The organism is Dyella sp. (assembly GCF_036384435.1).
GTDB lineage: Bacteria > Pseudomonadota > Gammaproteobacteria > Xanthomonadales > Rhodanobacteraceae > GSA-30.
This window is the reverse complement of record NZ_DASVMI010000184.1, coordinates 1-20,353: the sequence shown is the minus strand read 5'-3', so window position 1 is coordinate 20,353 and position 20,353 is coordinate 1. Positions and strand designations below refer to the sequence as shown.

The 20,353-nt window shown below is 61.0% G+C and carries 21 protein-coding genes; 11 read left to right on the top strand and 10 right to left on the bottom strand.

The window, feature by feature from the left end; genetic code table 11:
• The first annotated feature begins 242 nt into the window (after positions 1 to 242).
• The 9 genes from VF436_RS19745 to hisIE are packed head-to-tail and all read left to right on the top strand — an operon-like array spanning position 243 to position 7,602.
• Positions 243 to 578 carry a YerC/YecD family TrpR-related protein gene (locus VF436_RS19745; protein WP_330905764.1) on the top strand — a complete coding sequence of 112 codons (336 nt, stop codon included), beginning with the start codon at positions 243 to 245 and terminating at the stop codon, positions 576 to 578.
• On the top strand, positions 575 to 1,465 hold the full coding sequence (hisG, locus tag VF436_RS19740; RefSeq protein ID WP_330905763.1) for an ATP phosphoribosyltransferase: 891 nt from the start codon (positions 575 to 577) through the stop codon (positions 1,463 to 1,465). Before VF436_RS19745 ends, hisG begins: the two co-directional genes overlap by 4 nt.
• A complete protein-coding gene (gene hisD, locus VF436_RS19735; protein WP_330905762.1) occupies positions 1,462 to 2,775 on the top strand; it encodes a histidinol dehydrogenase in 1,314 nt (437 codons plus the stop codon). The genes hisG and hisD overlap by 4 nt, the downstream gene beginning before the upstream one ends.
• Positions 2,772 to 3,836: a histidinol-phosphate transaminase gene (gene hisC, locus VF436_RS19730; protein WP_330905761.1), complete on the top strand. Its 1,065-nt coding sequence runs from the start codon at positions 2,772 to 2,774 to the stop codon at positions 3,834 to 3,836. The genes hisD and hisC overlap by 4 nt, the downstream gene beginning before the upstream one ends.
• Positions 3,833 to 4,897, top strand: a complete 1,065-nt coding sequence (gene hisB / locus VF436_RS19725; protein ID WP_330905760.1) for a bifunctional histidinol-phosphatase/imidazoleglycerol-phosphate dehydratase HisB — start codon at positions 3,833 to 3,835, stop codon at positions 4,895 to 4,897. Before hisC ends, hisB begins: the two co-directional genes overlap by 4 nt.
• On the top strand, positions 4,897 to 5,487 hold the full coding sequence (gene hisH / locus VF436_RS19720) for an imidazole glycerol phosphate synthase subunit HisH (protein WP_330905759.1): 591 nt from the start codon (positions 4,897 to 4,899) through the stop codon (positions 5,485 to 5,487). The genes hisB and hisH overlap by 1 nt, the downstream gene beginning before the upstream one ends.
• Complete coding sequence (locus VF436_RS19715; protein ID WP_330905758.1) at positions 5,484 to 6,212, top strand: 1-(5-phosphoribosyl)-5-[(5-phosphoribosylamino)methylideneamino] imidazole-4-carboxamide isomerase; 729 nt, start codon at positions 5,484 to 5,486, stop codon at positions 6,210 to 6,212. The genes hisH and VF436_RS19715 overlap by 4 nt, the downstream gene beginning before the upstream one ends.
• Positions 6,206 to 6,976 (top strand): imidazole glycerol phosphate synthase subunit HisF, encoded by a 771-nt coding sequence (hisF, locus tag VF436_RS19710; RefSeq protein ID WP_330905757.1) that lies wholly within the window; start codon positions 6,206 to 6,208, stop codon positions 6,974 to 6,976. The genes VF436_RS19715 and hisF overlap by 7 nt, the downstream gene beginning before the upstream one ends.
• Positions 6,973 to 7,602, top strand: coding sequence for a bifunctional phosphoribosyl-AMP cyclohydrolase/phosphoribosyl-ATP diphosphatase HisIE (gene hisIE, locus VF436_RS19705; protein ID WP_330905756.1), 630 nt, complete (start codon positions 6,973 to 6,975; stop codon positions 7,600 to 7,602). The genes hisF and hisIE overlap by 4 nt, the downstream gene beginning before the upstream one ends.
• Positions 7,603 to 7,604: 2 nt before the next feature.
• Here hisIE and VF436_RS19700 read toward each other — a convergent pair whose 3' ends face one another.
• The 4 genes from VF436_RS19700 to VF436_RS19685 form a co-directional block, all read right to left on the bottom strand.
• A complete protein-coding gene (locus tag VF436_RS19700; RefSeq protein ID WP_330905755.1) occupies positions 7,605 to 8,636 on the bottom strand; it encodes a C13 family peptidase in 1,032 nt (343 codons plus the stop codon).
• 25 nt (positions 8,637 to 8,661) lie between these two features.
• Positions 8,662 to 9,348, bottom strand: coding sequence for an acireductone synthase (gene mtnC, locus VF436_RS19695; protein WP_330905754.1), 687 nt, complete (start codon positions 9,346 to 9,348; stop codon positions 8,662 to 8,664).
• Positions 9,349 to 9,434: 86 nt separating this feature from the next.
• Positions 9,435 to 10,007: an acireductone dioxygenase gene (locus tag VF436_RS19690; RefSeq protein WP_330905753.1), complete on the bottom strand. Its 573-nt coding sequence runs from the start codon at positions 10,005 to 10,007 to the stop codon at positions 9,435 to 9,437.
• A gap of 42 nt (positions 10,008 to 10,049) precedes the next feature.
• Entirely contained in the window at positions 10,050 to 10,697 is a 648-nt protein-coding gene (locus tag VF436_RS19685) for a methylthioribulose 1-phosphate dehydratase (protein ID WP_330905752.1), read from the bottom strand.
• A 165-nt stretch (positions 10,698 to 10,862) separates the two neighbouring features.
• On the opposite strand from VF436_RS19685, the gene VF436_RS19680 reads away from it, so the two are divergent.
• Positions 10,863 to 11,198, top strand: coding sequence for a high-potential iron-sulfur protein (locus tag VF436_RS19680; RefSeq protein ID WP_330905751.1), 336 nt, complete (start codon positions 10,863 to 10,865; stop codon positions 11,196 to 11,198).
• A gap of 450 nt (positions 11,199 to 11,648) precedes the next feature.
• On the opposite strand, the gene VF436_RS19675 is transcribed toward VF436_RS19680, so the two are convergent.
• The 3 genes from VF436_RS19675 to VF436_RS19665 all read right to left on the bottom strand — a co-directional run bounded on the left by VF436_RS19675 (position 11,649) and on the right by VF436_RS19665 (position 15,850).
• Positions 11,649 to 13,091 (bottom strand): amino acid permease, encoded by a 1,443-nt coding sequence (locus VF436_RS19675; RefSeq protein ID WP_330905750.1) that lies wholly within the window; start codon positions 13,089 to 13,091, stop codon positions 11,649 to 11,651.
• Positions 13,092 to 13,184: 93 nt separating this feature from the next.
• The gene (locus VF436_RS19670; protein ID WP_330905749.1) at positions 13,185 to 14,669 is read right to left on the bottom strand and encodes an amino acid permease; all 1,485 of its coding nucleotides are present in this window, start codon (positions 14,667 to 14,669) and stop codon (positions 13,185 to 13,187) included.
• A 218-nt stretch (positions 14,670 to 14,887) separates the two neighbouring features.
• Positions 14,888 to 15,850, bottom strand: a complete 963-nt coding sequence (locus VF436_RS19665) for a hypothetical protein (protein WP_330905748.1) — start codon at positions 15,848 to 15,850, stop codon at positions 14,888 to 14,890.
• A 201-nt stretch (positions 15,851 to 16,051) separates the two neighbouring features.
• Here VF436_RS19665 and VF436_RS19660 point away from each other — a divergent pair, with 201 nt between their 5' ends.
• Complete coding sequence (locus VF436_RS19660) at positions 16,052 to 16,597, top strand: NUDIX hydrolase (RefSeq protein ID WP_414649885.1); 546 nt, start codon at positions 16,052 to 16,054, stop codon at positions 16,595 to 16,597.
• Positions 16,598 to 16,715: 118 nt separating this feature from the next.
• On the opposite strand, the gene VF436_RS19655 is transcribed toward VF436_RS19660, so the two are convergent.
• From VF436_RS19655 to VF436_RS19645, 3 genes are all read right to left on the bottom strand, one after another.
• A complete protein-coding gene (locus VF436_RS19655; protein ID WP_330905747.1) occupies positions 16,716 to 17,240 on the bottom strand; it encodes a 3-hydroxyanthranilate 3,4-dioxygenase in 525 nt (174 codons plus the stop codon).
• A 151-nt stretch (positions 17,241 to 17,391) separates the two neighbouring features.
• Positions 17,392 to 19,281 (bottom strand): DNA topoisomerase IV subunit B, encoded by a 1,890-nt coding sequence (gene parE, locus VF436_RS19650; RefSeq protein ID WP_330905746.1) that lies wholly within the window; start codon positions 19,279 to 19,281, stop codon positions 17,392 to 17,394.
• 187 nt (positions 19,282 to 19,468) lie between these two features.
• Positions 19,469 to 20,353 (bottom strand): M24B family metallopeptidase (locus VF436_RS19645; protein WP_330905745.1); only part of this gene is annotated, 885 nt, incomplete at its 5' end.

Below are 20,353 nucleotides of genomic sequence, written 5' to 3'. Positions count from 1 at the left end.
CGTCATGCCATGCCCACTGATCAGCTCAGGCTCGCGTAACGGGTGTCGCCGCCCGCTAGGCGCTATTGAAGCGGTCGGCCCAGCCGTTGAGACGGCCCCACAAGCAGGCCTTCGTTGTTGCACCCTTGTTCCTGGGGTAGGCATCGTGCGAAACGGCAATGTTTCGCTCCCCATTCGAGCATTTGCCGCTAAGTCGATCATGTCGTATAGTGTGAGCTATTGTATTAGCGCATTAGTACATTATGAAACGTCGTTCCATCGATCCCCAGGTGCCCGCCGAGTCCGCCGAACAGGGCTTGTGCGAGGCTTTGCTCTCACTCAAAAATGTGGGTGAGATGTCCGCCTTCCTGCATGACCTGTGCACGCCAGCCGAACTGGAGGTGCTGGTTGACCGCTGGCGCGTCGTGCCGCATCTGCTCGATGGCACCTCTTATCGCGAGATCCATGAGTTGACCGCGGTCAGCATCACGACCATCGGCCGCGTGGCGCGCTACCTCAACCAGGGCAACGGGGGGTATCTGGCTGCAGCGGCTCGGGCTGCTCGTCGGCGTTCGGCACAGAAGAGGGCGCGGGCATGAGTGCGCGTGATCGCTTGCGTATTGCGATGCAGAAATCCGGACGCCTGACCGAACCGGCGCTGGATCTGCTTAATCGTTGCGGCCTGAGCTTTCGCCAGAGCCGTGACAAGTTGTTCTGTTTCGGCGAGGGCGAGCCGGTTGACCTGCTGCTGGTGCGTGATGATGACATCCCTGGTCTGATCGCCCAGGGCGTATGCGACCTGGGCATCGTCGGTCGCAACGTCCTGAGTGAATTCAGACTTGGCAGCGGGCGTGAATCGGTGCTGGCGGAGTGGCGCCAGCTTGGCTTTGGCCGCTGCCGGCTCTCCATCGCCGTGCCACAGGAGATGTCATATGAGCAGCCAGAGCAACTGGCTGGCTTGCGTATAGCCACCTCGTATCCGGGTTTGCTGGGAGACTGGCTGACCCGTCAGGGTATTGACGCCAGCGTGGTCACCTTGGCCGGTTCCGTGGAAATTGCGCCGCGCCTGGGCACGGCCGATGCGATCTGCGATCTGGTACAGAGCGGCGGCACGCTGGTTGCCAACCAGTTGCGCGAGACCGACATCATTCTGGAGAGCGAGGCGGTGTTGGCCGGTCCCAAGGTGCTGCCTTCGGATGAGCGTGGCGACATGATCGATCTTCTGTTCAAGCGCCTCGACGGTGTGATCCAGGTGCGCGAATCGCGCCTGTTACTGTTGCAGACCTCACGCGGCTCCCTTGATGCGGTCACCCGCCTGTTACCCGGGGGCCCACAGCCGACCTTGTTGCCGGTGGCGGGTCAGCCTGACCAATTGATGCTTCAGGCATTGTGCGCGGGCGAGGTGAGTTGGCGTCAGCTGGAAGAAATCAAGAAAGCTGGCGCACGCGAAATGTTTGTGCTCCCGGTCGAGAAGATGCTGGCATGAAGCGATTGGACTGGACCCAACTTGACGAAGCCTCGCGCGACGAGGCCCTGGCACGCCCGGCTCAAGCCCGTGCCGAATCATTGCGCGAGGGTGTCGCGGCCATCGTGGCGCAGGTTCGCCTGCATGGTGACGCAGCGCTGCGTCAGTTGACTGAACGCTTCGATCATTGCCTGTTGCAGGATCTGTTCGTCAGTCCGGAAGAATTTGCGCAAGCCGAGGCCGCCCTGGCCCCGGGACTGAAGGAGGCCATCCAGGAAGCCGCTGGGCGCATCTGCGCCTTCCATCGTGCGGCATCACTGCAACCTGTTGCCGTGGATACGGCGCCGGGTGTGCGCGTGGAACGTGTATTGAGGCCGATCCGCCGCGTCGGACTCTATGTTCCCGCGGGTACGGCACCGTTGCCTTCCACGGCACTGATGCTTGGCGTGCCGGCCGCAATCGCCGGTTGTGCGGAAATTACCTTGTGCTCGCCTGCGCGTGCCGATGGGCGCTGCGATGAGGCTGTCCTGTATGCGGCGCAGATCACCGGCGTACACAAGGTGTTCAAGCTTGGCGGTGCGCAGGCTATCGCAGCGATGGCTTACGGCACCGAATCGGTGCCCCGGTGCGACAAGCTTTTTGGTCCCGGCAACTCCTGGGTCACGGAAGCCAAGTTGCAGGTGTCGGGTGATCCCGATGGCGCGGCCATCGACATGCCTGCCGGGCCTTCGGAGGTCATGGTCATCGCCGACGCGACGGCCAACCCGGTCTTCGTGGCAGCCGATCTGCTTTCCCAGGCCGAACACGGGCCGGACTCCCAGGTGGTACTGGTATCGGATACGCCTTCGCTGCTTGATGCCGTCGCGGCCGAGGTCCAGCGTCAATGTGCCCAACTGCCACGCGCCGAGACGGCGCGGCAGGCGCTTTCGCAGAGCCGCCTTATTGCGGTCAGTTCGCTGGCCCAAGCCGTGTCGGTCAGCAATCGCTATGCGCCGGAGCACCTCATCCTGCAAGTAGAAGATCCACGCGCCTTGCTCGATGGCATCGAGAGCGCCGGGTCGATCTTTCTTGGAGCCTGGACGCCCGAGTCTGTCGGTGATTACTGCAGCGGCAGCAATCATGTGCTGCCGACCTATGGATACGCGCGCAGCTACAGCGGCGTATCGGTCGCCAGCTTCCAGAAACAGATCACGGTACAGGAGGTTTCTGCTGCCGGTTTGCAGGTCATTGGCCCATGCACCGCAACACTTGCGGCGGCCGAACAACTGGAAGCACATCGCCGCGCGGTGACATTGCGTCTGGATCGTATTGCCGAAGAGGGGCTGGCATGAGCGTGCTTGACCTGGCTCGCCCCGAACTGCTTCGCATGCAGGCTTACTCGTCTGCTCGCATGGAAGCCAGTGGCGGAGAAATTTTCCTCAATGCCAATGAATCGGCGTGGCCGTCCCATGGCAAGGGTCCGTCGTTTCATCGGTACCCCGAACCGCAGCCCGCCGCGCTGGTTGATCAGCTGGCAGCATTGTATGGAGTCACCAGCGACAGGTTATTGGTCAGCCGCGGGAGCGATGAGGCCATTGATCTGCTCACGCGTGCTTTTTGTCGTGCCGGGCGCGATGCCATCGTGGTGATGCCGCCGACCTTCGGCATGTACGCGATCTGTGCGCAAATTCAGGATGCGGCTGTCCTGGAGGCGCCACTGGACAACCAGTTCAACGTCGTGATCGATACCGTGCTTGCCGCGGTAACCGATGCAGTGAAGCTCGTCTACGTCTGTAGCCCGAACAACCCTAGTGGTCAGCGCGTGCCGGGTGAGACCATCGTCGCGCTGGCCGACGCACTGCAAGGGCGCGCATTGCTGGTTGTCGACGAGGCCTATGCGGAGTTTTCCGGCCAGGACCAAGCCAGTGCGCTGGATCTACTGGACCGATACGAGCATCTGGTAGTTCTGCGCACCTTGTCCAAAGCCTGGGCGCTGGCGGGCGCGCGCGTGGGCGCCTTGCTGGGCACGCCGGCGTTGGTTGCCTTGTTGCGTAAGATCATTCCGCCGTATCCACTGCCCACGCCATGCGTGGATGCTGCGCTGCGGGCACTGTCGCCGGAAGGTCGCGCAGCGGTGTCCGCGCAGGTGGACCAAGTGCGCTCGCAGCGCGAAGCATTGGCCCACGCTTTGGCGCACCTGCCGGCCGTGCGCGAAGTGTTGCCGTCATCGGCCAATTTTCTCACAGTTCGTTTTGCGGATGCCGCGGTGGCTTACCGGCGCCTATTCGATGCCGGGGTTGTGGTGCGCGATGTACGTCGTTATCGCCATCTTGGCGATGCGCTTCGTATCACCGTAGGTACTCCTGACGAAAATCGCCGGGTACTGGCCGTGCTGCAAGGAGTGTCGGCATGAGTCGAAAAATACTTTTCGTCGATCGTGACGGTTGCCTGATCGAGGAGCCGACAGATGAGCAGATCGACAGCTTCGAGAAGCTGGCGCTATTGCCGGATGTGATCCAGGCCCTGCAACGTTTCGTTGCTGCTGGCTACGAACTGGTCATGGTCACCAATCAGGATGGCCTAGGCACGGAGCGATTTCCGCAAACGAAATTCCAAGGACCACACGAACTGATGCTGCGTATTTTCTCCTCGCAGGGCATCGTATTCCGCGAGGTGTTGATCGATCGCAGTTTTCCTGCCGACGGATTGGATACACGCAAGCCCGGTGTGGGCATGGTCCGGCATTACCTGGCCGATGATGGCTGGAGCAGGGCCATGTCGTTCATGGTGGGGGATCGGGAAACGGATATGCAGTTTGCCGCGAATGTAGGTGTGCGCGGCTTGCGTGTCGGGCCGCAAGGCCTGGGCTGGAAGGAGCTTGCGCATCAGGCGCTTGATGCCCCGCGCACGGCGCATGTCTCGCGACGCACGCGGGAGACGCAGATCGAGGTCGATGTGAATCTGGATCTGCCCAGCGAGCCCAGGGCGCATACGGGCCTGGGATTTTTCGATCACATGCTTGAGCAATTGGGCAAGCATGGCGGCTTCTCTCTGGTGCTGGATTGCCAGGGCGATACGCATATCGACGAGCACCACACGATCGAAGACAGCGCTTTGGCGCTGGGCAGCGCTTTGCGCCAGGCGCTGGGCGACAAGCGTGGCATCGGTCGTTACGGTTTCACTTTGCCCATGGACGAAACCCAGGCGAGCGCAACGCTGGATCTGTCGGGGCGACCGTACTTCGTCTTTGAGGGTCAGTTGCCACGCGATCATGTTGGTACGATGCCAACGGAACTGCTCCCGCATTTTTTCCGTTCGTTGTGCGAAACCCTTGGGGCCAATCTTCATCTGAGCGTGCACGGAGACAATGCTCATCACATGATCGAGGGATGCTTCAAGGCGGTAGCACGTTGCCTGCGACAGGCCATTCGCCGTGAGGGCGATGACCTGCCCAGTACCAAGGGTATGCTCTGATGGCGGTCGTGCTGGTTGATGCTGGTGGAACCAATATCGGCTCGGTGCGCTACGCGTTGCAGCGCCTGGGCGTCGATGCCGCGTTGACGGCAGATGCAGCTAGCATTCGCGCTGCTGACAAAGTCATCCTGCCGGGCGTGGGGGCGGCGGGCCCGGGAATGGCACGCCTGCGGCAGTTGAACCTTATCGATACGATTCGTTCGTTGACCCAGCCGGTGCTTGGAGTCTGCTTGGGTATGCAATTGCTTTGCGCTCGCTCGGAAGAGGCCGATGTCGATTGCCTGGACCTGATCCCGGTGCCCGTGCGCCGCTTTCGCGAGCAGGCTGGCCTGCGTGTTCCGCACATGGGCTGGAATCGCTTGCAACTTGCCCGTGAGCACCCGCTGCTTGCCGGGCTGGGGCGTGATGACTATGCCTATTTCGTGCATAGCTATGCCGTGCCGGCGGGTGAGTACACGCTCGCCACGGCAGATTACGGCGGAGATTTCTCGGTCGTGATCGCTCGCGACAATTTCCACGGCATGCAATTTCATCCGGAGCGTTCGGCACGTGTCGGCGCACGATTGCTGGGGAATTTTCTTTCACTATGACGTTTACGGTCATTCCCGCTATCGATCTGCGCGGTGGTCGCGTGGTGCGGCTCAAGCAAGGCGACTACGCGCAAGAAACTCGTTACGACCACATGCCGGCGGTATTGGCCTCACATTATCTGGATGCCGGTGCCACGTGGCTGCACATGGTGGATCTGGATGGCGCGCTTTCCGGCGACTTGTCCAATCTGTCGGCTATCGAGGCGATCGCTACACTCGGCTTGCACATACAGGCCGGTGGCGGCGTGCGCAGCGAGGCGGACGTCAAGCGCTTGCTGGGTGCAGGTGTGCAGCGTGTGGTGGTCGGCAGTATGGCCATGCGCGACCCCTTGCGAGTGGCACGGTGGTTGAGTGATTTCGGTGCGGAGAAGATTACGATCGCGCTCGATACACGCTGGCATGAAGGACGCTGGGCTTTGCCAAGTGCTGGCTGGACATCGATGGAGTCGGGCAGCCTGGATGAGCTTGCCCCCTGGTACGAAACGCATGGCGCGCGACATCTGTTATGCACGGATATCGATCGTGATGGCATGCTCAGCGGCTTCAACCTGGCGCTTTATCGTCACGTGCACGAGCTCTCACCGGGACTGGCCGTGCAGGCTTCCGGAGGTGTGCGTTCCCTTGAAGATATCGTGGCAGCCCGCGAAGCGGGTGCACGTGGCGTAATCCTGGGAAGGGCACTGCTCGAAGGAAAATTTACACTCAACGAGGCCCTGGCATGCTGAGCCGACGCATCATTCCCTGTCTGGACGTGCGTGACGGCAAGGTGGTCAAGGGCGTGCGTTTTCGCGATCACGTGGTGATGGGCGATATCGTTGACTTTGCTCTTCGATATCGCGATGAAGGGGCCGACGAGTTGGTGTTCTATGACATCACGGCCAGTCCGCAATCGCGTAGCGTGGATCGTGCTTGGGTGGAACGCGTGGCTCAGGTCATTGATATTCCCTTTTGCGTGGCCGGAGGCATCCGTGACGTGGAGCAGGCGCGCCAGGTATTGCATGCCGGGGCAGACAAGATCTCGATCAATTCCCCTGCTCTTGAACGCCCTTCGTTGATCAATGAACTGGCGGCGGCTTTCGGTGTGCAGTGCGTAGTGGTCGGCATCGACAGTCTTCGTGATGACGATGGACATTGGCATGTCCGCCAGTACACCGGCGATCCGTCGCGGACGCAGGCCTTACCCCGGCTGACACTCGACTGGATGCTCGAGGCGCAGGAGCGCGGTGCTGGTGAAATCGTACTCAATTGTATGGGTAGCGACGGTGTGCGCGAAGGATATGACCTGGAGCAGCTGACCGCCGCTCGCGCAGTCTGCCGGGTCCCCCTGGTCGCATCGGGCGGGGCGGGCGAACCCGGGCATTTCCTGGACGTATTCCATGGCGCCGATGTCGATGGCGCGTTGGCCGCCAGCGTGTTTCATTCCGGCAGCATTTCCATTCCCACGCTGAAGCAGTTTCTGCGCGAACGCTCGGTGGATATTCGACCATGAGTTTTACGATCGATCCTTCTGCTCTGGATTGGGCCAAGGGTGAAGGCCTGCTGCCGGTCATCGTGCAGCAAGCCTTGACCGGTGAAGTGCTGATGCTTGGCTATATGAACCAAACTGCGCTGGAACACACCCTGGCACATGGCTACGTGACGTTCTTCAGTCGCAGTAAGCAGCGCCTTTGGACCAAGGGCGAGAGCTCCGGGCATGTACTGCGGTTGCAAGATGTACGCATGGATTGCGATGCCGACAGTTTGTTGGTGACCGCGCTTCCGCAGGGCCCTACCTGCCACCGGGGGACATCAAGCTGTTTTGGGGAAGGCGGCGAGGTTGTTCCGCCCTTGGGGTTTCTGGCTGAACTCGATGCGCTGATCGCGCGGCGGCATGACGAACGCCCCGAGGGAAGCTACACCACGAGCTTGTTTGACGAAGGTATCCGCCGGATTGCCCAGAAGGTCGGCGAGGAGGGCGTGGAGACCGCGCTCGCTGCCGTGGCACAGGACGATCGCGCGCTGCTCGGCGAGGCCGCCGACCTGCTGTTTCACTTGACCGTCTTGTTGCGTGCGCGCGGATTAGGCCTGGGCGATGCGGTCAAGGTGCTGGCGAAGCGCCACGCTGCCAGCCGCTGACGTCAGGGAGTGCCGGGTTGTGCTCGCCCCGGGGCCGGGGCGGCGGAAAATGGCGTACCCGGCCCCACGCTGGCGCTGTGGCGCCATTTAGCCAACTGGTCGACGATGCCCGGCCCTGTATCGATCTGTGGCTCTGAGGGCGTCAGCTTGCCGTCCTTTTCCCATTGGGCAATGTCGCTGCGTGCCTGGTTGAAGGCAGCGATGAAATCAGCCGATTGATTGAGTCCATTGACCAGCCACGCCTTCCCGAAATAGGTAATGTCCGAGTCGCTGCCGCAACCGAACGAGCTGCGGTCCTTGCGCGCGGCGGTCAGCACCAGTGTGCCCTCGCCCCGCATGTCGGGTACGAATCCCCCTGAATAACAGGCATTGACGACGATGACCTTCCACTTGAACGGGTGCTTCTTGAAGATGTCAGCAAGATCGGGTGGTCCGATCTGATCCAGCGGGATCGGGTCCATATCCACCAGCAGGTTGCTTTCATGATCCCCATGGGTCGTCATGTACAGCAGCAGGATGTCCTCGTTTCGATCCATCGTGCCTGCCAGGGATTCCAGCGCGGTTTCCAGGTTGCTCCAGTTGGCAAGAGGGCGTGTATCGAGCGAGGCAGGGTTGTTTTCAAGCACCAGCGTATGCGCGGTCGGTCCGAATCGACTGGCGAAAAGCTTAGGGACGTATTCGACTTCGTTGCGGAAGACATCTTCGGCGCCGTCGCCCGCGAAGGCGATCACATAAAGATTGGGTTTGCCGGGGACGCGAGGTCCCAGCTGAGAAAGCGCATGTCTCAGCAGCTGAGGCTGCGCGTACATCACCTGTTCCGGTGTGAGCCCGTCCGAGGGCCAGCGCGACGCGCCCGTGTCATCATCGGCTTCTTCCTGGTCGCCGTCATGCGGTGCGGCCGATGCGGGGGATGCAGGCTTGGCCACTGAGGTAGCGGGGGCGGCCCTGGGTTTTTCGTAGACGGGCCTGGAGACGGCCAGCACCATCAAAACACCTGCCGCGAAGGCGAGCAGGGCAATCAACGCATTGCGCATGGGTGTTGGCTCGCCTTGATGGTTCTTAGGGCTCGATGGTATCGAAATCGCGATAGACAGGATGTCTCGGTCCGACTGGGAGAGCCTGGGGCCCGCGGATCAGCCAGCCGGTCTGGAAGCCGGCATCACGAGCCGCATCAAGCTCTTCGATCACGTCGGACAAGAAAAGGACGCGTGCGGGTTCTTCGTCAATGGCGGCCGCGATACGCTCATAAGATGCCTTCTCGCGCTTGGGGCCGGTTTGGGTGTCGAAGTAACCCGAGAAAAGCGGAGTCAGGTCGCCCGCTTCGCTATAGCCAAAAAACAACTGCTGGGCGGGAACCGAGCCGGAGGAATACACATACAGGCTCAGCCCCTGGTTGCGCCAGGCACGCAGGCGCGCGGCCACTTCTGGATACATATGCGCGCGGTATTCGCCCTCTTCGTAGCCTTCTTTCCAGATCATGCCTTGCAGGGCCTTCAGGGCCGTGGATTTGCGGTCCTCGTCGATCCAACGCTGCAACAACTCGATCACTTCCTGGCGGCTGGCCTCGATGAACCCGGCTTCTTTCGCCGCCTCATGCAACCAGTGCTGCACCTGTGGCTTGTCGTTATGCGTTTCGACGAAGGCCGGCAAACGCTTGCGCGCGAAGGGAAACAGCACGTCCTTGACGAAGCTGATCGAACTGGTAGTGCCTTCGATGTCGGTGAGGATGACGCGGATATGGGGCATGGCAAGGGCGAGTCAGTGAGGGAGGGAAAGCGGCAAAGACCATCGGGCCATGGCATATCCGGCATGCCACGACGCGAGATCATGGCTCATCCGTTTGCGGTTGCCGCGCTCTCATGCGGAGACATGCGCGGAAACTGTTCGGCGATGTCTTCGCCGGTGAACTGGGCGACCCAGCCTTCCTTGTTGGTGAACAGGCGGATGGCCACGAAATAGGGCGATTCGCTCATGTCGAACCAGTGGCGGGTACCGTCCGGGACGCCGATCAGGTCGCCTCGCTCGCACAGGACCTCGTATACCTTGCCCTCGATATGCAGGGTGAACTGGCCTGCACCCGCCACGAAAAAGCGTACTTCATCTTCGCTGTGGGTATGTTCGTTGAGGAATTTCTGGCGAAATGCGGCGCGGTCCGGGTTGTCCGGCTTGAGGCTGATCACGTCCACGGCCTGGTAGCCTTCCTGCTCCATCAGGCGATCGATGTCGCTGCGGTAGGCGGCAATGACCTGTTCCTGACTGGCTCCCGGCTCTATCGGCTGGGAGGCTTCCCATTGCTCGAAGCGCACGCCCACCTGACTTAGCTCACGGGCGATATCCGCGGGGGACGTGTGACTGGATAGAGGCGCCTGGGGATGGGTGTCTTCGTAGATGCGCAAACGACTCATGCGGGTACTCCGGCGAGGATCGGGGCAGAAATAAAGGGGGACTCAAGCGCCCAGGCGCTTGAGATCGAGCTCGCAACCGAGCAGGAACTCCAGTGCTTCCAGGTGCCTGCGTGTTTCGGCCATGTCGCGGCCCCAGGTGTAGATACCGTGGCCATTGATGAGATAAGCGTGAAGAGGCTTGCCGGCATCGATCCAGGCGTCGACCTGGGCAACCAGTTCAGGCATGTGCTGCGTGTTTGGAAATACCGGAACAGCTAACGTGGCATCATGCGTGGTCTGGCCGGCAATGGCTTTCTGAAGCTCCCAGCCTTCCAGTTGGATCACGCCATGCTTGGCGAACAGGCGTGATGCCACGCTCTGCGTGCGCGAATGGGTGTGCAGTACCACGTTCATGTCCGGATAGCGCCGGTAGATCTGCGTATGCAGATCGGTTTCCGCACTGGGGCGCGCGGTGGTGCCCACCGCTTGGCCTTGCATGTCGATGATCATGATGTCATCGCGTCCGAGGTGCCCCTTGTCACGACCGGAGATCGTAATCGCGGCGTGGTCGTTATCCAGGCGCATCGAGAAATTGCTGCTGGTTGCCGGCGTCCAGCCGGCAGCGGCCAGTTCACCGGCTGCCGCGGCGATGGCATCGGCGCGTTCGGCAAAAGCCGCTGGGGAAATCGTGGCTGGAATGACCTGACTCATGACAAATGGACGTCCAAATGGTTGATCAATATAGCACGGCGACCTTGCTCATCCTGGCGTAAATGCGAGCCATTCGCGCCGTCTCTCGTCGGCGCGTCGTAACATTCGGCCCGACTTCGCCGCGGGTCCGTGGCGCTTGAAGGTTTCAAGACGGAGGTTTTACCAATGTCGCATGACAAAGATATCGAATCGCGTCGCCGCTTTCTCAAGGCCGCCACCGGCTCTGCCGTTGCGGTGATACTGACGGGCGGCACGCTGCCCAAATGGGCGCGTGCGGCGGACCTGCCGCATGTCATGCCCACCGATCCCACGGCTAAAGCGCTGGGCTACGTCGAGGACGCCAGCAAATCCGGAGATAGCAAGCACAAGGCGGGAGACAGCTGCTCCAATTGCACTTTCTATTCCGGTGCCCAGGCCGGATACGGGCCGTGCCAGCTGTTTCCGGGCAAGTCGGTCAGTGCCAAGGGATGGTGTGTTTCGCACTCGCCGAAAAAGACCTGATGACGAGCTATCGGCATCAAGTTGTCGATGGTCAGGAAAGCCGGCATCGAGCCGGCTTTTTTGTGCGCGCGTGCATGCGTTGTGTGTCGATCATCGCATCGCGGCGGCACGCCAGAGGCATTCTTGCAGCGGATAAAGGTGCGGCCCGACGCGTCAGACGAGGAGCTGCTTGCCTGACGCGCCGAGCCGCAATCCGGGGCCCACTGCCAAGTGATCAACCCTCGGAGCACCGATCATACTCCGGTTGACTCGGCAGCAACCATGACGAACGATGAATCTTAAAAATAATTTATCGTTAAATGCTTTAAAATCATACAGTTATGCACGCTTTCGTGATGTTGGGATATCAGTTTTGTGCAATTCGTGTGAATGTTGTCGTGCACCAGTTTGCGCTTTTTCGCCGAAATTCGGCGGCATTCCAGGAAGTTCTCAGTTGTCGATCGAGCTCGCTTATTCCTGTGAGCGAAGCCGGCTGTGCCGTGCGCCATACCCGAAATAGATGCCCAGGCCGATGGCCGTCCAGGCGATCATCAGCAGCCAGTTGAACCAGGCCATGAAGCACAGCAACGCCAGGCAGCTGAGTACGCCGGCGATGCAGATGAAGTGCGCCGCCGGCACGCGAAACAGGCGAGGCAGTTCTGGCGACGTGTAGCGCAGGATCAGCACGCCAGCGCACACCGCGACGAAGGCGATCAGGGTGCCCATCGACGTGAGGTCGGCCAGCAGGTCGAGCGGAAACACGGCCGCGAGGATAGCGATGCCGATGCCGGTGATCACCGTATTGATATGTGGTGTGCGGTATTTGGGATGGATGCGGTTGAACACCGGCGGCAGCAAGCCGTCGCGCGACATGATCATGAAGATGCGTGGCTGGGCGATGATCATCACCAGGATCACCGATGACAAGCCGATCAGCGCGCCGATTTCCACCACCAATCGCAACCAGCCCAGTTCCGGATGATTGCGGATAGCCGTCACCACCGGTTCGCTGGTGCCCAGTTCGGTGTAGGAGATCAGGCCTGTTAGTACTGCAGCCATGGCTAGGTAAAGCACGGTACATATCACGAGCGAGACAAGGGTGCCGAATGGCAGGTCGCGCTGAGGATTCTTGCACTCCTGCGCCGCCGTGGAGGTGGCCTCGAATCCGATATAGGCGAAGAACACCATGGCGGCGCCGCGCATGATGCCGGACCAACCGTACTTGCCTGGCTCCTGCTCGGCTGGAATGAAGGGATGCCAGTTGGCCGGGTTCACGTAGCGGTATCCGGCAATGACCACCACCACGATCAGACCGACCTTCAGCATCACCATCAGAATGTTAAGTCCTGAAGATTCTCGGATACCCACGTAGCACAGCCAGGTTAGCGCCAGAACAATCGCCACGGCCGGCAGGTTCATCAGGTGCCCAGTTGCCACCAGGTGGTTATCCTTGAACGCCAGCGGTGCCTCGGTCAGCGCAGCAGGCAGGTGCACGCCGACATGATCGAGTAAACTGGTGAAATAACCAGTCCAACTGGCTGCGACGGCTGAGGCGGAAATGCCGTATTCGAGCACCATGTTCCAGCCGATGAACCAGGCGATCAATTCGCCAAGGGTCGCGTAGGCATAAGAATAAGAACTGCCCGAGATCGGGATCAACGTGGCGAATTCGGCGTAGCACAGCGCGGTGAAGCCACTGCATACCGCAGCCAGCAGGAATGAGATCAATACAGCCGGACCAGCATGCTCAGCCGCCGCCTGACCGGTGACTACGAAAATGCCGGTGCCGATCACCGCACCAATGCCCAGCGCGGTAATGCCCCAGGGGCCGAGTGTGCGGCGCAACGTGGGGCCATGGGCCTCGCTGTCGGCGTCGCTGAAATCGGTCTTTCGGGCAAATAGCTGCTTTAGCATGCGTCAAACCTGGTCAAGCGCGAAGTCGGGCCCGCCAGGAGCCCGGAAAAGAGAAAGGGCCGGCGCGTAGCCGGCCCCGCGGGGAAAGATACTTCAGCTGCCCTGGCTACGCAGCTTGCTATGCCAGTAGCCGTAGCCGAAGTAGATCACCTGGCCGATCAGGATCCAGGTCACCATCCACCGCCAATGCTCGACAAATGACTGCAGGAATAGCGCCAGGCAGGCAATCGCGCCCAGCGGGCACACCAGCCATGGCGCCGGCACCCGGAATGCGCGCTTGAGTTCGGGGCGCGAGTAGCGCAGCACCAGCACGCCGACGCACACCGTGGCAAACGCAAGCAACGTACCCATGGCCACCATTTCACCCAGGACGCCGATGTTGAACAGGCCGCCCAGCGCGGAGGCAAGTACCCCGACCACCACGGTGCCGACATGCGGCGTGCGGAATTTCTTGTGAATGCGGCCGAAGAAAGCGGGGATCAGGCCATCACGCGCCATCGAGTAGAAAATGCGCGGCTGCCCCATCAACATGACCAGGATCACCGAACTGAGGCCGGTAACGGCACCGATGACCACGATCACCTGCAACCAGCGCAGCGACGGGTAATTGTCCAGAGCGGTGGCAACCGGTTCGGGCGTGCCCAGCAGGCGGAAATCGGCGATGCCTGTAAGAATGCCGGCGACGATGATGTACAGGATGGTGCAAAGTACCAGCGAGCCCATGATGCCGATCGGCATGTCACGCTGAGGGTTCTTTGCCTCGGCTGCGGCGGTGGATACCGCGTCGAAACCGATGTAAGAGAAAAACACGATCGCGGCCGCTCGTCCGACACCTGACCAACCGTATTTCGATTCACCCTCGTTGGCCGGGATGAAGGGATGCCAGTGGTCCGGGTTCACGTACTTGGCGGCAAATGCGATGAACAGCAGGATTACCACGACCTTGATGGCCACGATGATCGAGTTGACGAACGCCGACTGGGTGATGCCGACGTAGCACAGGCCGGTGATGGCGGCGATGATCGCTACCGCAGGCAGGTTGATCAGCATGCCGGTGGCCTGGATGTGCCCATCGACCACCGTGAACGGCGCCGAGGACAGGATAGCGGGCAACGAGATGTCGTGGCCGATCCAGCCACTGGCCAGCGATAGCAGCTTGTTGAAATAACCGGACCAGCCCGATGCCACGGTGGCAACGGTGAACAGGTATTCCAGCACCAGGCTCCAGCCCACGAACCAGGCGACGTATTCGCCGAGGGTGGCGTAGGAATACGAGTAGGCGCTACCCGAGACGGGAATCATGGCTGCGAACTCGGCATAGCACAGCGCGGCCAGTGCGCAGGCGATACCAGCCAGGACAAAGCTCAGAATGATGGCTGGGCCGGCGTGCTCGGCCGCGGCCTGGCCGGTAATGACGAAGATGCCGGCGCCGATGATCGCCCCGATGCCCAGCATGATCAGGTGACGCGCGGTCAGGGCACGTTTGAGCGTGGTTTCACCGTGCGGGCCGACCTGGGATGGGTCGCCTGCCTCGGCATGTGTCTCGATAGCATGGGTTGCGAACAGATTCTTCAGCATGTCTCTCCCCGAGAAAGCGATAGCGCCGCGTATAGCTTGTTATATGGGTTGCCGGTCGCCTCGCAGCCGTGTGCGGTCTATCGATGCAACCCTGGAACCATATCCCAGCTGAACATGGCCGTACAAGGTGCACTGCGGTCGGGCTGCAATGGATCCGGTCCTGCCCGCCGCCAGGCCGGACGCGAGCGCCTGACCGGTCCGGTGGTAGGCATGTAGGTTCAGAAGAGCATGTTGACGGCGATTTGCGGAGCGACGAAAGCACTACTGTTGCGGCCGGCCACGCTCATGTGCACGCCACCGATGATGCCTAGTCGACTGTTGATGTTGTACTCGATCGCGGGGGCGATGCTCAGGTTGTAACCGGGGCTTGGCAGGCTCTGGTAAGGCGTCACGCCAGTGGCATCAGTCACGCCACCGAGCACGCGCGACGCGCTGGATCGCTGGTAGGACAGCTCCATGACCATCACCCAATGGGCATCGACGCTGTATTCGGCGCTGCCTGCCACGGTCCAGGCATGCCCCGGATATGCCTTGCCACGAAAACCGGCAGGGGTGCCATAGACGCTTCGCCCGCTCACGTTGACCGAGCCCGGGGCGAAATCATAGAGCAGGCGGCCACGCCAACGCAGCGGGCGGCCTGAAGGCATGGTGATGCTTTGTTGGATTAGCAGGTCCAGTCGATCCGAGTGCGCGCCGCTACCGGAGCCATTGAGCGGGTTGTCATCGAGGCGGTCATGGCGGCCGGTCGGGAACCGATGAATGGCGCTCAACGACAGGGCTGGACTGTGACCGTCTGCACTGGGCCGCAGAAGCAGGAACTGTGCGCGCAAGGACGTGTCGTTGACGCGCATGCCTGCTGATCGGCGGCCGCCGGTCTGGGTGTGCGCCGCACCGAGTACAGCTTGCATACCGAAGCGATCGGAAATGCCGATCGCCATCGGGAGCAGCGTCTGCCATTGCGTGCGTGGGGATTGGGATTGCTTTCTGCCGTTGTCATCGTAGTAATGACGGCTGCTGGAATAAACCAGATAGGGTTCGACGCTGACCATCCCCTTGGGCAGGATATTTGCGTTGGGTGTAAGCAGTGGGCCGGTGTAGTTGATATCCGATGCCGCCGCTTGATCGCTGCCTGCCAGGCAGCAACCCAGCGCAGCGAATGCGATGGACTTGCCAATCTCCATGCGAATACTTCTCCTGCTCTTTCCATGATGGAAGACATCCTCCAGACAAGGCTACGTCGCATGGTTGCCAGGTTAAAAGCGAGAAAAAGGCGGGTGTGGTATGAGTTATTGGCATGTTTCGCTGTAAGGGTTTGACTACAGGACGCTTTTGTCGTGCCGAACTGCTAAAATTTAGTGCGCGCAGGATCACCGGCCAGCCCCATGAACGACCCGTTACGCTTTTCGCAATCGCTGCATGACTACATGCAGTCCTGGCCCGAGGACGATACGGCCATGATGTTCGCCGCGTTCTTGCGCGAGGCGCCGACGGCATTCGATCGCAGCCATCGGCAAGGTCATTTCACCGGTTCATGCTGGTTGGTCAGCGCCGATGGTGAACGTTGCCTGCTTACACATCACCGCAAGCTGGGGTGTTGGCTGCAACTTGGTGGCCATGCGGACGGAGATGTCGACTTGGCGCGTGTGGCACTGCGAGAGGCGCAAGAGGAGTCGGGCTTGGAGGATTTACGCGTCGAGCCTGAAATTTTTGACCTCGATCGGCATTGGATTCCGGCTCGCGGCGATGAGCCAGGTCACTGGCACTACGACGTGCGCCATGTCGTGCACGCCGATGGCAGTGAGGTTTTTACGGTGAGTGAGGAGTCCCTGGCCCTGGCGTGGCGGCCTGTTCGTGAGCTACTTGATGCTGCCGATACGGATGAGTCGCTGCGCCGCATGGCACGCAAGTGGTTGTTGCGTGTCCAGTAAATAAGCGGATGGCGTGAATCTGTCAGCGCGCCTGCGGACCGGGGTGCCCTGAATCACGATCTGGCACCCGATTGTAGCCGTACACGTCCCGGGCTGAATGGGTCAGCCCTTGAGGAAGCTAGCTTTCGTATTTGGCTGGTGCCGGATTGAGGTGTCCGCATGCCGAGCAGGTTCGGGCGTCGCGCGAGCGGTAGAAGCGATCGAAGATCGGCGGAAAGTCGCGCTCGATACTCTCCAGCACGAAATACGTTTCAAAGAGCTTGTTGTTGCATCGTTCGCAGAACCACATCAATCCGTCTTTCTCGTGAGGTTGGCGCACGCGTTCGATGACCAGGCCGATGGAATCGGGCATGCGCTGGGGAGAGTGGGGTATGCGCGGGGGAAGATAGAACAGTTCGCCAGCACGAATGGGAATATCCCGTGCCTGACCGTCATCCTGCACCTTCAGCACCATCTCGCCTTCAAGCTGGTAGAAGAATTCCGGGCCTTCGTCGTAGTGGTAGTCGGTGCGCGCATTCGGGCCGCCGACAATCATCACAATGAAGTCGCCGTCGACGATGCATTTGTTGCCAACCGGTGGCTTGAGCAGGTGGCGATGCTCGTCGATCCAGCGTTGCAGATTGAGGGGTGGGGTCAGGCTCATGCGCTGGATCTCTCGTATATGGTGATTTCTGCTGCTTGGCGCCCGCTGAGGGTATAGAGGAAGCGCCAGAGACCTGTGGCGCTTCCCCTTGTGAACGCTTTTGAACGATTAGCTTCTATCCACAGCGACCTGCCAGCTTACCCGGGGGGCATCAGACTTCCAAAGTTGCCAGGTCGCCCTTTTCTTCCAGCCATGCCTTGCGGTCGCTGGCGCGTTTCTTGGCCAGCAGCATGTCCATCAGTTTTGCCGTGGCTTCGCCATCCTCGACGGTCAGTTGTACCAGGCGGCGCGTGTCGGGATGGATCGCCGATTCACGCAACTGCGAAGGGTTCATTTCACCCAAACCCTTGAAGCGCGTCACGCTTACCTGGCCTTTCATTTTTTCACGCTCGATCTTCTGCAGCATCGCCTGTCTTTCGTTTTCGTCCAGGCAATAGAACACCTGCTTGCCGACATCCACGCGGAACAACGGAGGCATGGCCACGAATACGTGGCCTTCGCGCACCAGGGCGGGAAAGTGTCGCAGGAACAACGCCGATAGCAGCGTAGCGATGTGCAGGCCGTCAGAGTCGGCATCGGCCAGAATGACGACCTTGCCATAGCGCAAGCCGGACAGGTCGTCCTTGCCGGGGTCGCATCCGATGGCGATGGCCAGGTTATGTACTTCCTCGGACGCGAGCACCGAGGTGGATTCAACCTCCCAGGTGTTGAGGATCTTGCCACGCAGCGGCAGGATGGCCTGGAAGTCCTTGTCGCGTGCCTGCTTGGCGCTGCCGCCGGCCGAGTCGCCCTCCACCAGGAAAAGTTCGGTACGCGTCAGGTCGGTCGCCGAGCAGTCGGCCAGCTTGCCGGGAAGGGCAGGGCCCTGGGTGATTTTCTTGCGGACCACCTGCTTGGCGGCCTTGAGGCGCGCGCTGGCGCGCTCGATGGCAAGTTGTGCGATACGTTCGCCCAGGTCCACATGCTGGTTGAGCCACAGGCTGAAGGCGTCATGCACGACATTTTCCACCAACGCGGCTGCCTGGCGCGAGGACAGGCGTTCCTTGGTCTGGCCGGCGAACTGCGGGTCCTGTAATTTTGCCGACAGCACGAATGCCAGGCGCTCCCAGACATCTTCCGGCGCCAGCTTGACACCGCGTGGCAGGAGATTGCGGATATCGCAGAACTCGCGGATCGCATTGGTCAAGCCCGAGCGCAACCCGTTGACGTGCGTGCCGCCTTGCGCGGTGGGGATGAGATTGACGTAGCTTTCCTGGACCAGTTCACCCTCTGGCACCCAGGCAAGCGCCACGTCCAGGCCTTCGGTATCACGGGCGACATGGTGTACGAACAATTCGGCCGGTAACGCCTCGGCGCCATCAAGCTCGCCACGAAGGTAGTCACGCAGGCCGTCCTCGTAACGCCATTCGCTGACTTCGCCCGTGGCTTCGTCGGTCAGCCTGACATTCAGCCCGGCGCACAGCACGGCTTTGGCGCGCAGCAGGTGCTTGAGCTTGGAGACGGAGATCTTCGGCGAATCGAAATACTTCGGGTCGGGCCAAAAGCGTACGGTGGTACCGGTCTTCTTTTTGGGCACCGAGCCGATGATTTCCAGTTCGCTGGCGCGATCGCCATGCTCGAAGGCCATGCGATGCTCGTTGCCATCACGGCGGATCGTCACTTCCACTCGGCTGGAGAGCGCATTGACTACCGAAACGCCCACGCCGTGCAGACCGCCGGAGAAGTTGTAGTTCTTGCCTGAGAACTTGCCACCCGCATGCAGGCGCGTGAGGATCAGCTCGACACCCGGAATCCCTTCCTCCGGATGGATGTCCACTGGCATGCCGCGGCCATCGTCGCTGACCTGCACTGATCCGTCGGTGTGAACGATCACCTCGATACCCTTGGCATGGCCGGCCAGCGCCTCATCCACCGAGTTGTCGATGACTTCCTGCGCCAGATGGTTCGGGCGCGTGGTGTCGGTATACATGCCTGGGCGGCGCTTGACTGGATCAAGGCCGGATAGGACTTCGATGTCGGCGGCGTTATAGCGGGTGTTCATTCGTTATGCGGTCTTCGATGTCAGGCGCGGGAGGATGGTCGGGTTGGCGGCTTCGGGTCAAGCTCTGGTGTCGTCGGGCGGCTTACATGCCCTGTCCATGGGCGTCGCCAGGTGAGCTGCGGTCATTTATAAGACCGGCCAATCTCATTCCTTGAGGCTGGGTCAGCCTGCCTTGTGTGGTGTTGCCCTAAGAGAGGGGGGCGCAGTGACGCTCCAGCCAAGCCAGGTCCGCCCCATCCAGCATAGGGGCCAGCGCCGCCCTTACCGTGGCGTGGTAATCGTCAAGCCAGGCTTTTTCTTCCGGGTTGAGCAGCGCCGGTTCCAGGGTACGCCGGTCGAAGGGGCATAGCGTCAGCGTCTCAAAGCCAAGGAACTGGCCGAATTCACCGTCCCCTGCTTCAATGACTACGGCCAGATTTTCATGCCGGACGCCATGGCGTCCCGGTTTATACAAGCCCGGTTCGATCGATGTGATCATGCCCCGCTCCAGCGGGACCAGTGCGCCGCCCGGTGCAGGCTGGCGAATGCCGTGCGGGCCTTCGTGTACGTTGAGAAAATAGCCCACGCCATGGCCGGTGCCATGGCCATAATCCATGGCGGCCGCCCAAAGCGGGGCACGCGCCAGCGCGTCCAGTTGCGGGCCACTGGCCCCTTCTGGGAAGCGAGCTCGCGAAAGGCCGATCATACCCTTCAAGACCAGGGTCGAGTCGCGTTTCTGTTCATCGGTCACCGGCCCCAGCGCCAGCATGCGGGTGATGTCGGTGGTGCCTCCCAGGTACTGGCCGCCCGAGTCGATCAGCAACCATCCCTTTAGATCCAAGGTGCTGTGCGATTGAGGCGTGGCCTTGTAATGGGGTAGGGCACCATTGGCTTGGTAACCGGCAATCGTGGCGAAACTCTCGCCTACGAAGTCCACTTGCGTGGAGCGCTCTTCGAACAGCAGTGAATCCACGTCCAGTTCGGTCTGGGTCATGCCTGCGGCCAGGCGTTCTTCCAGCCGTCGGAATCCGCGCACGAGGGCCGCCCCATCGCGGCGCATGACTTCCCGGATATGGTTGAGCTCATCCGGTGT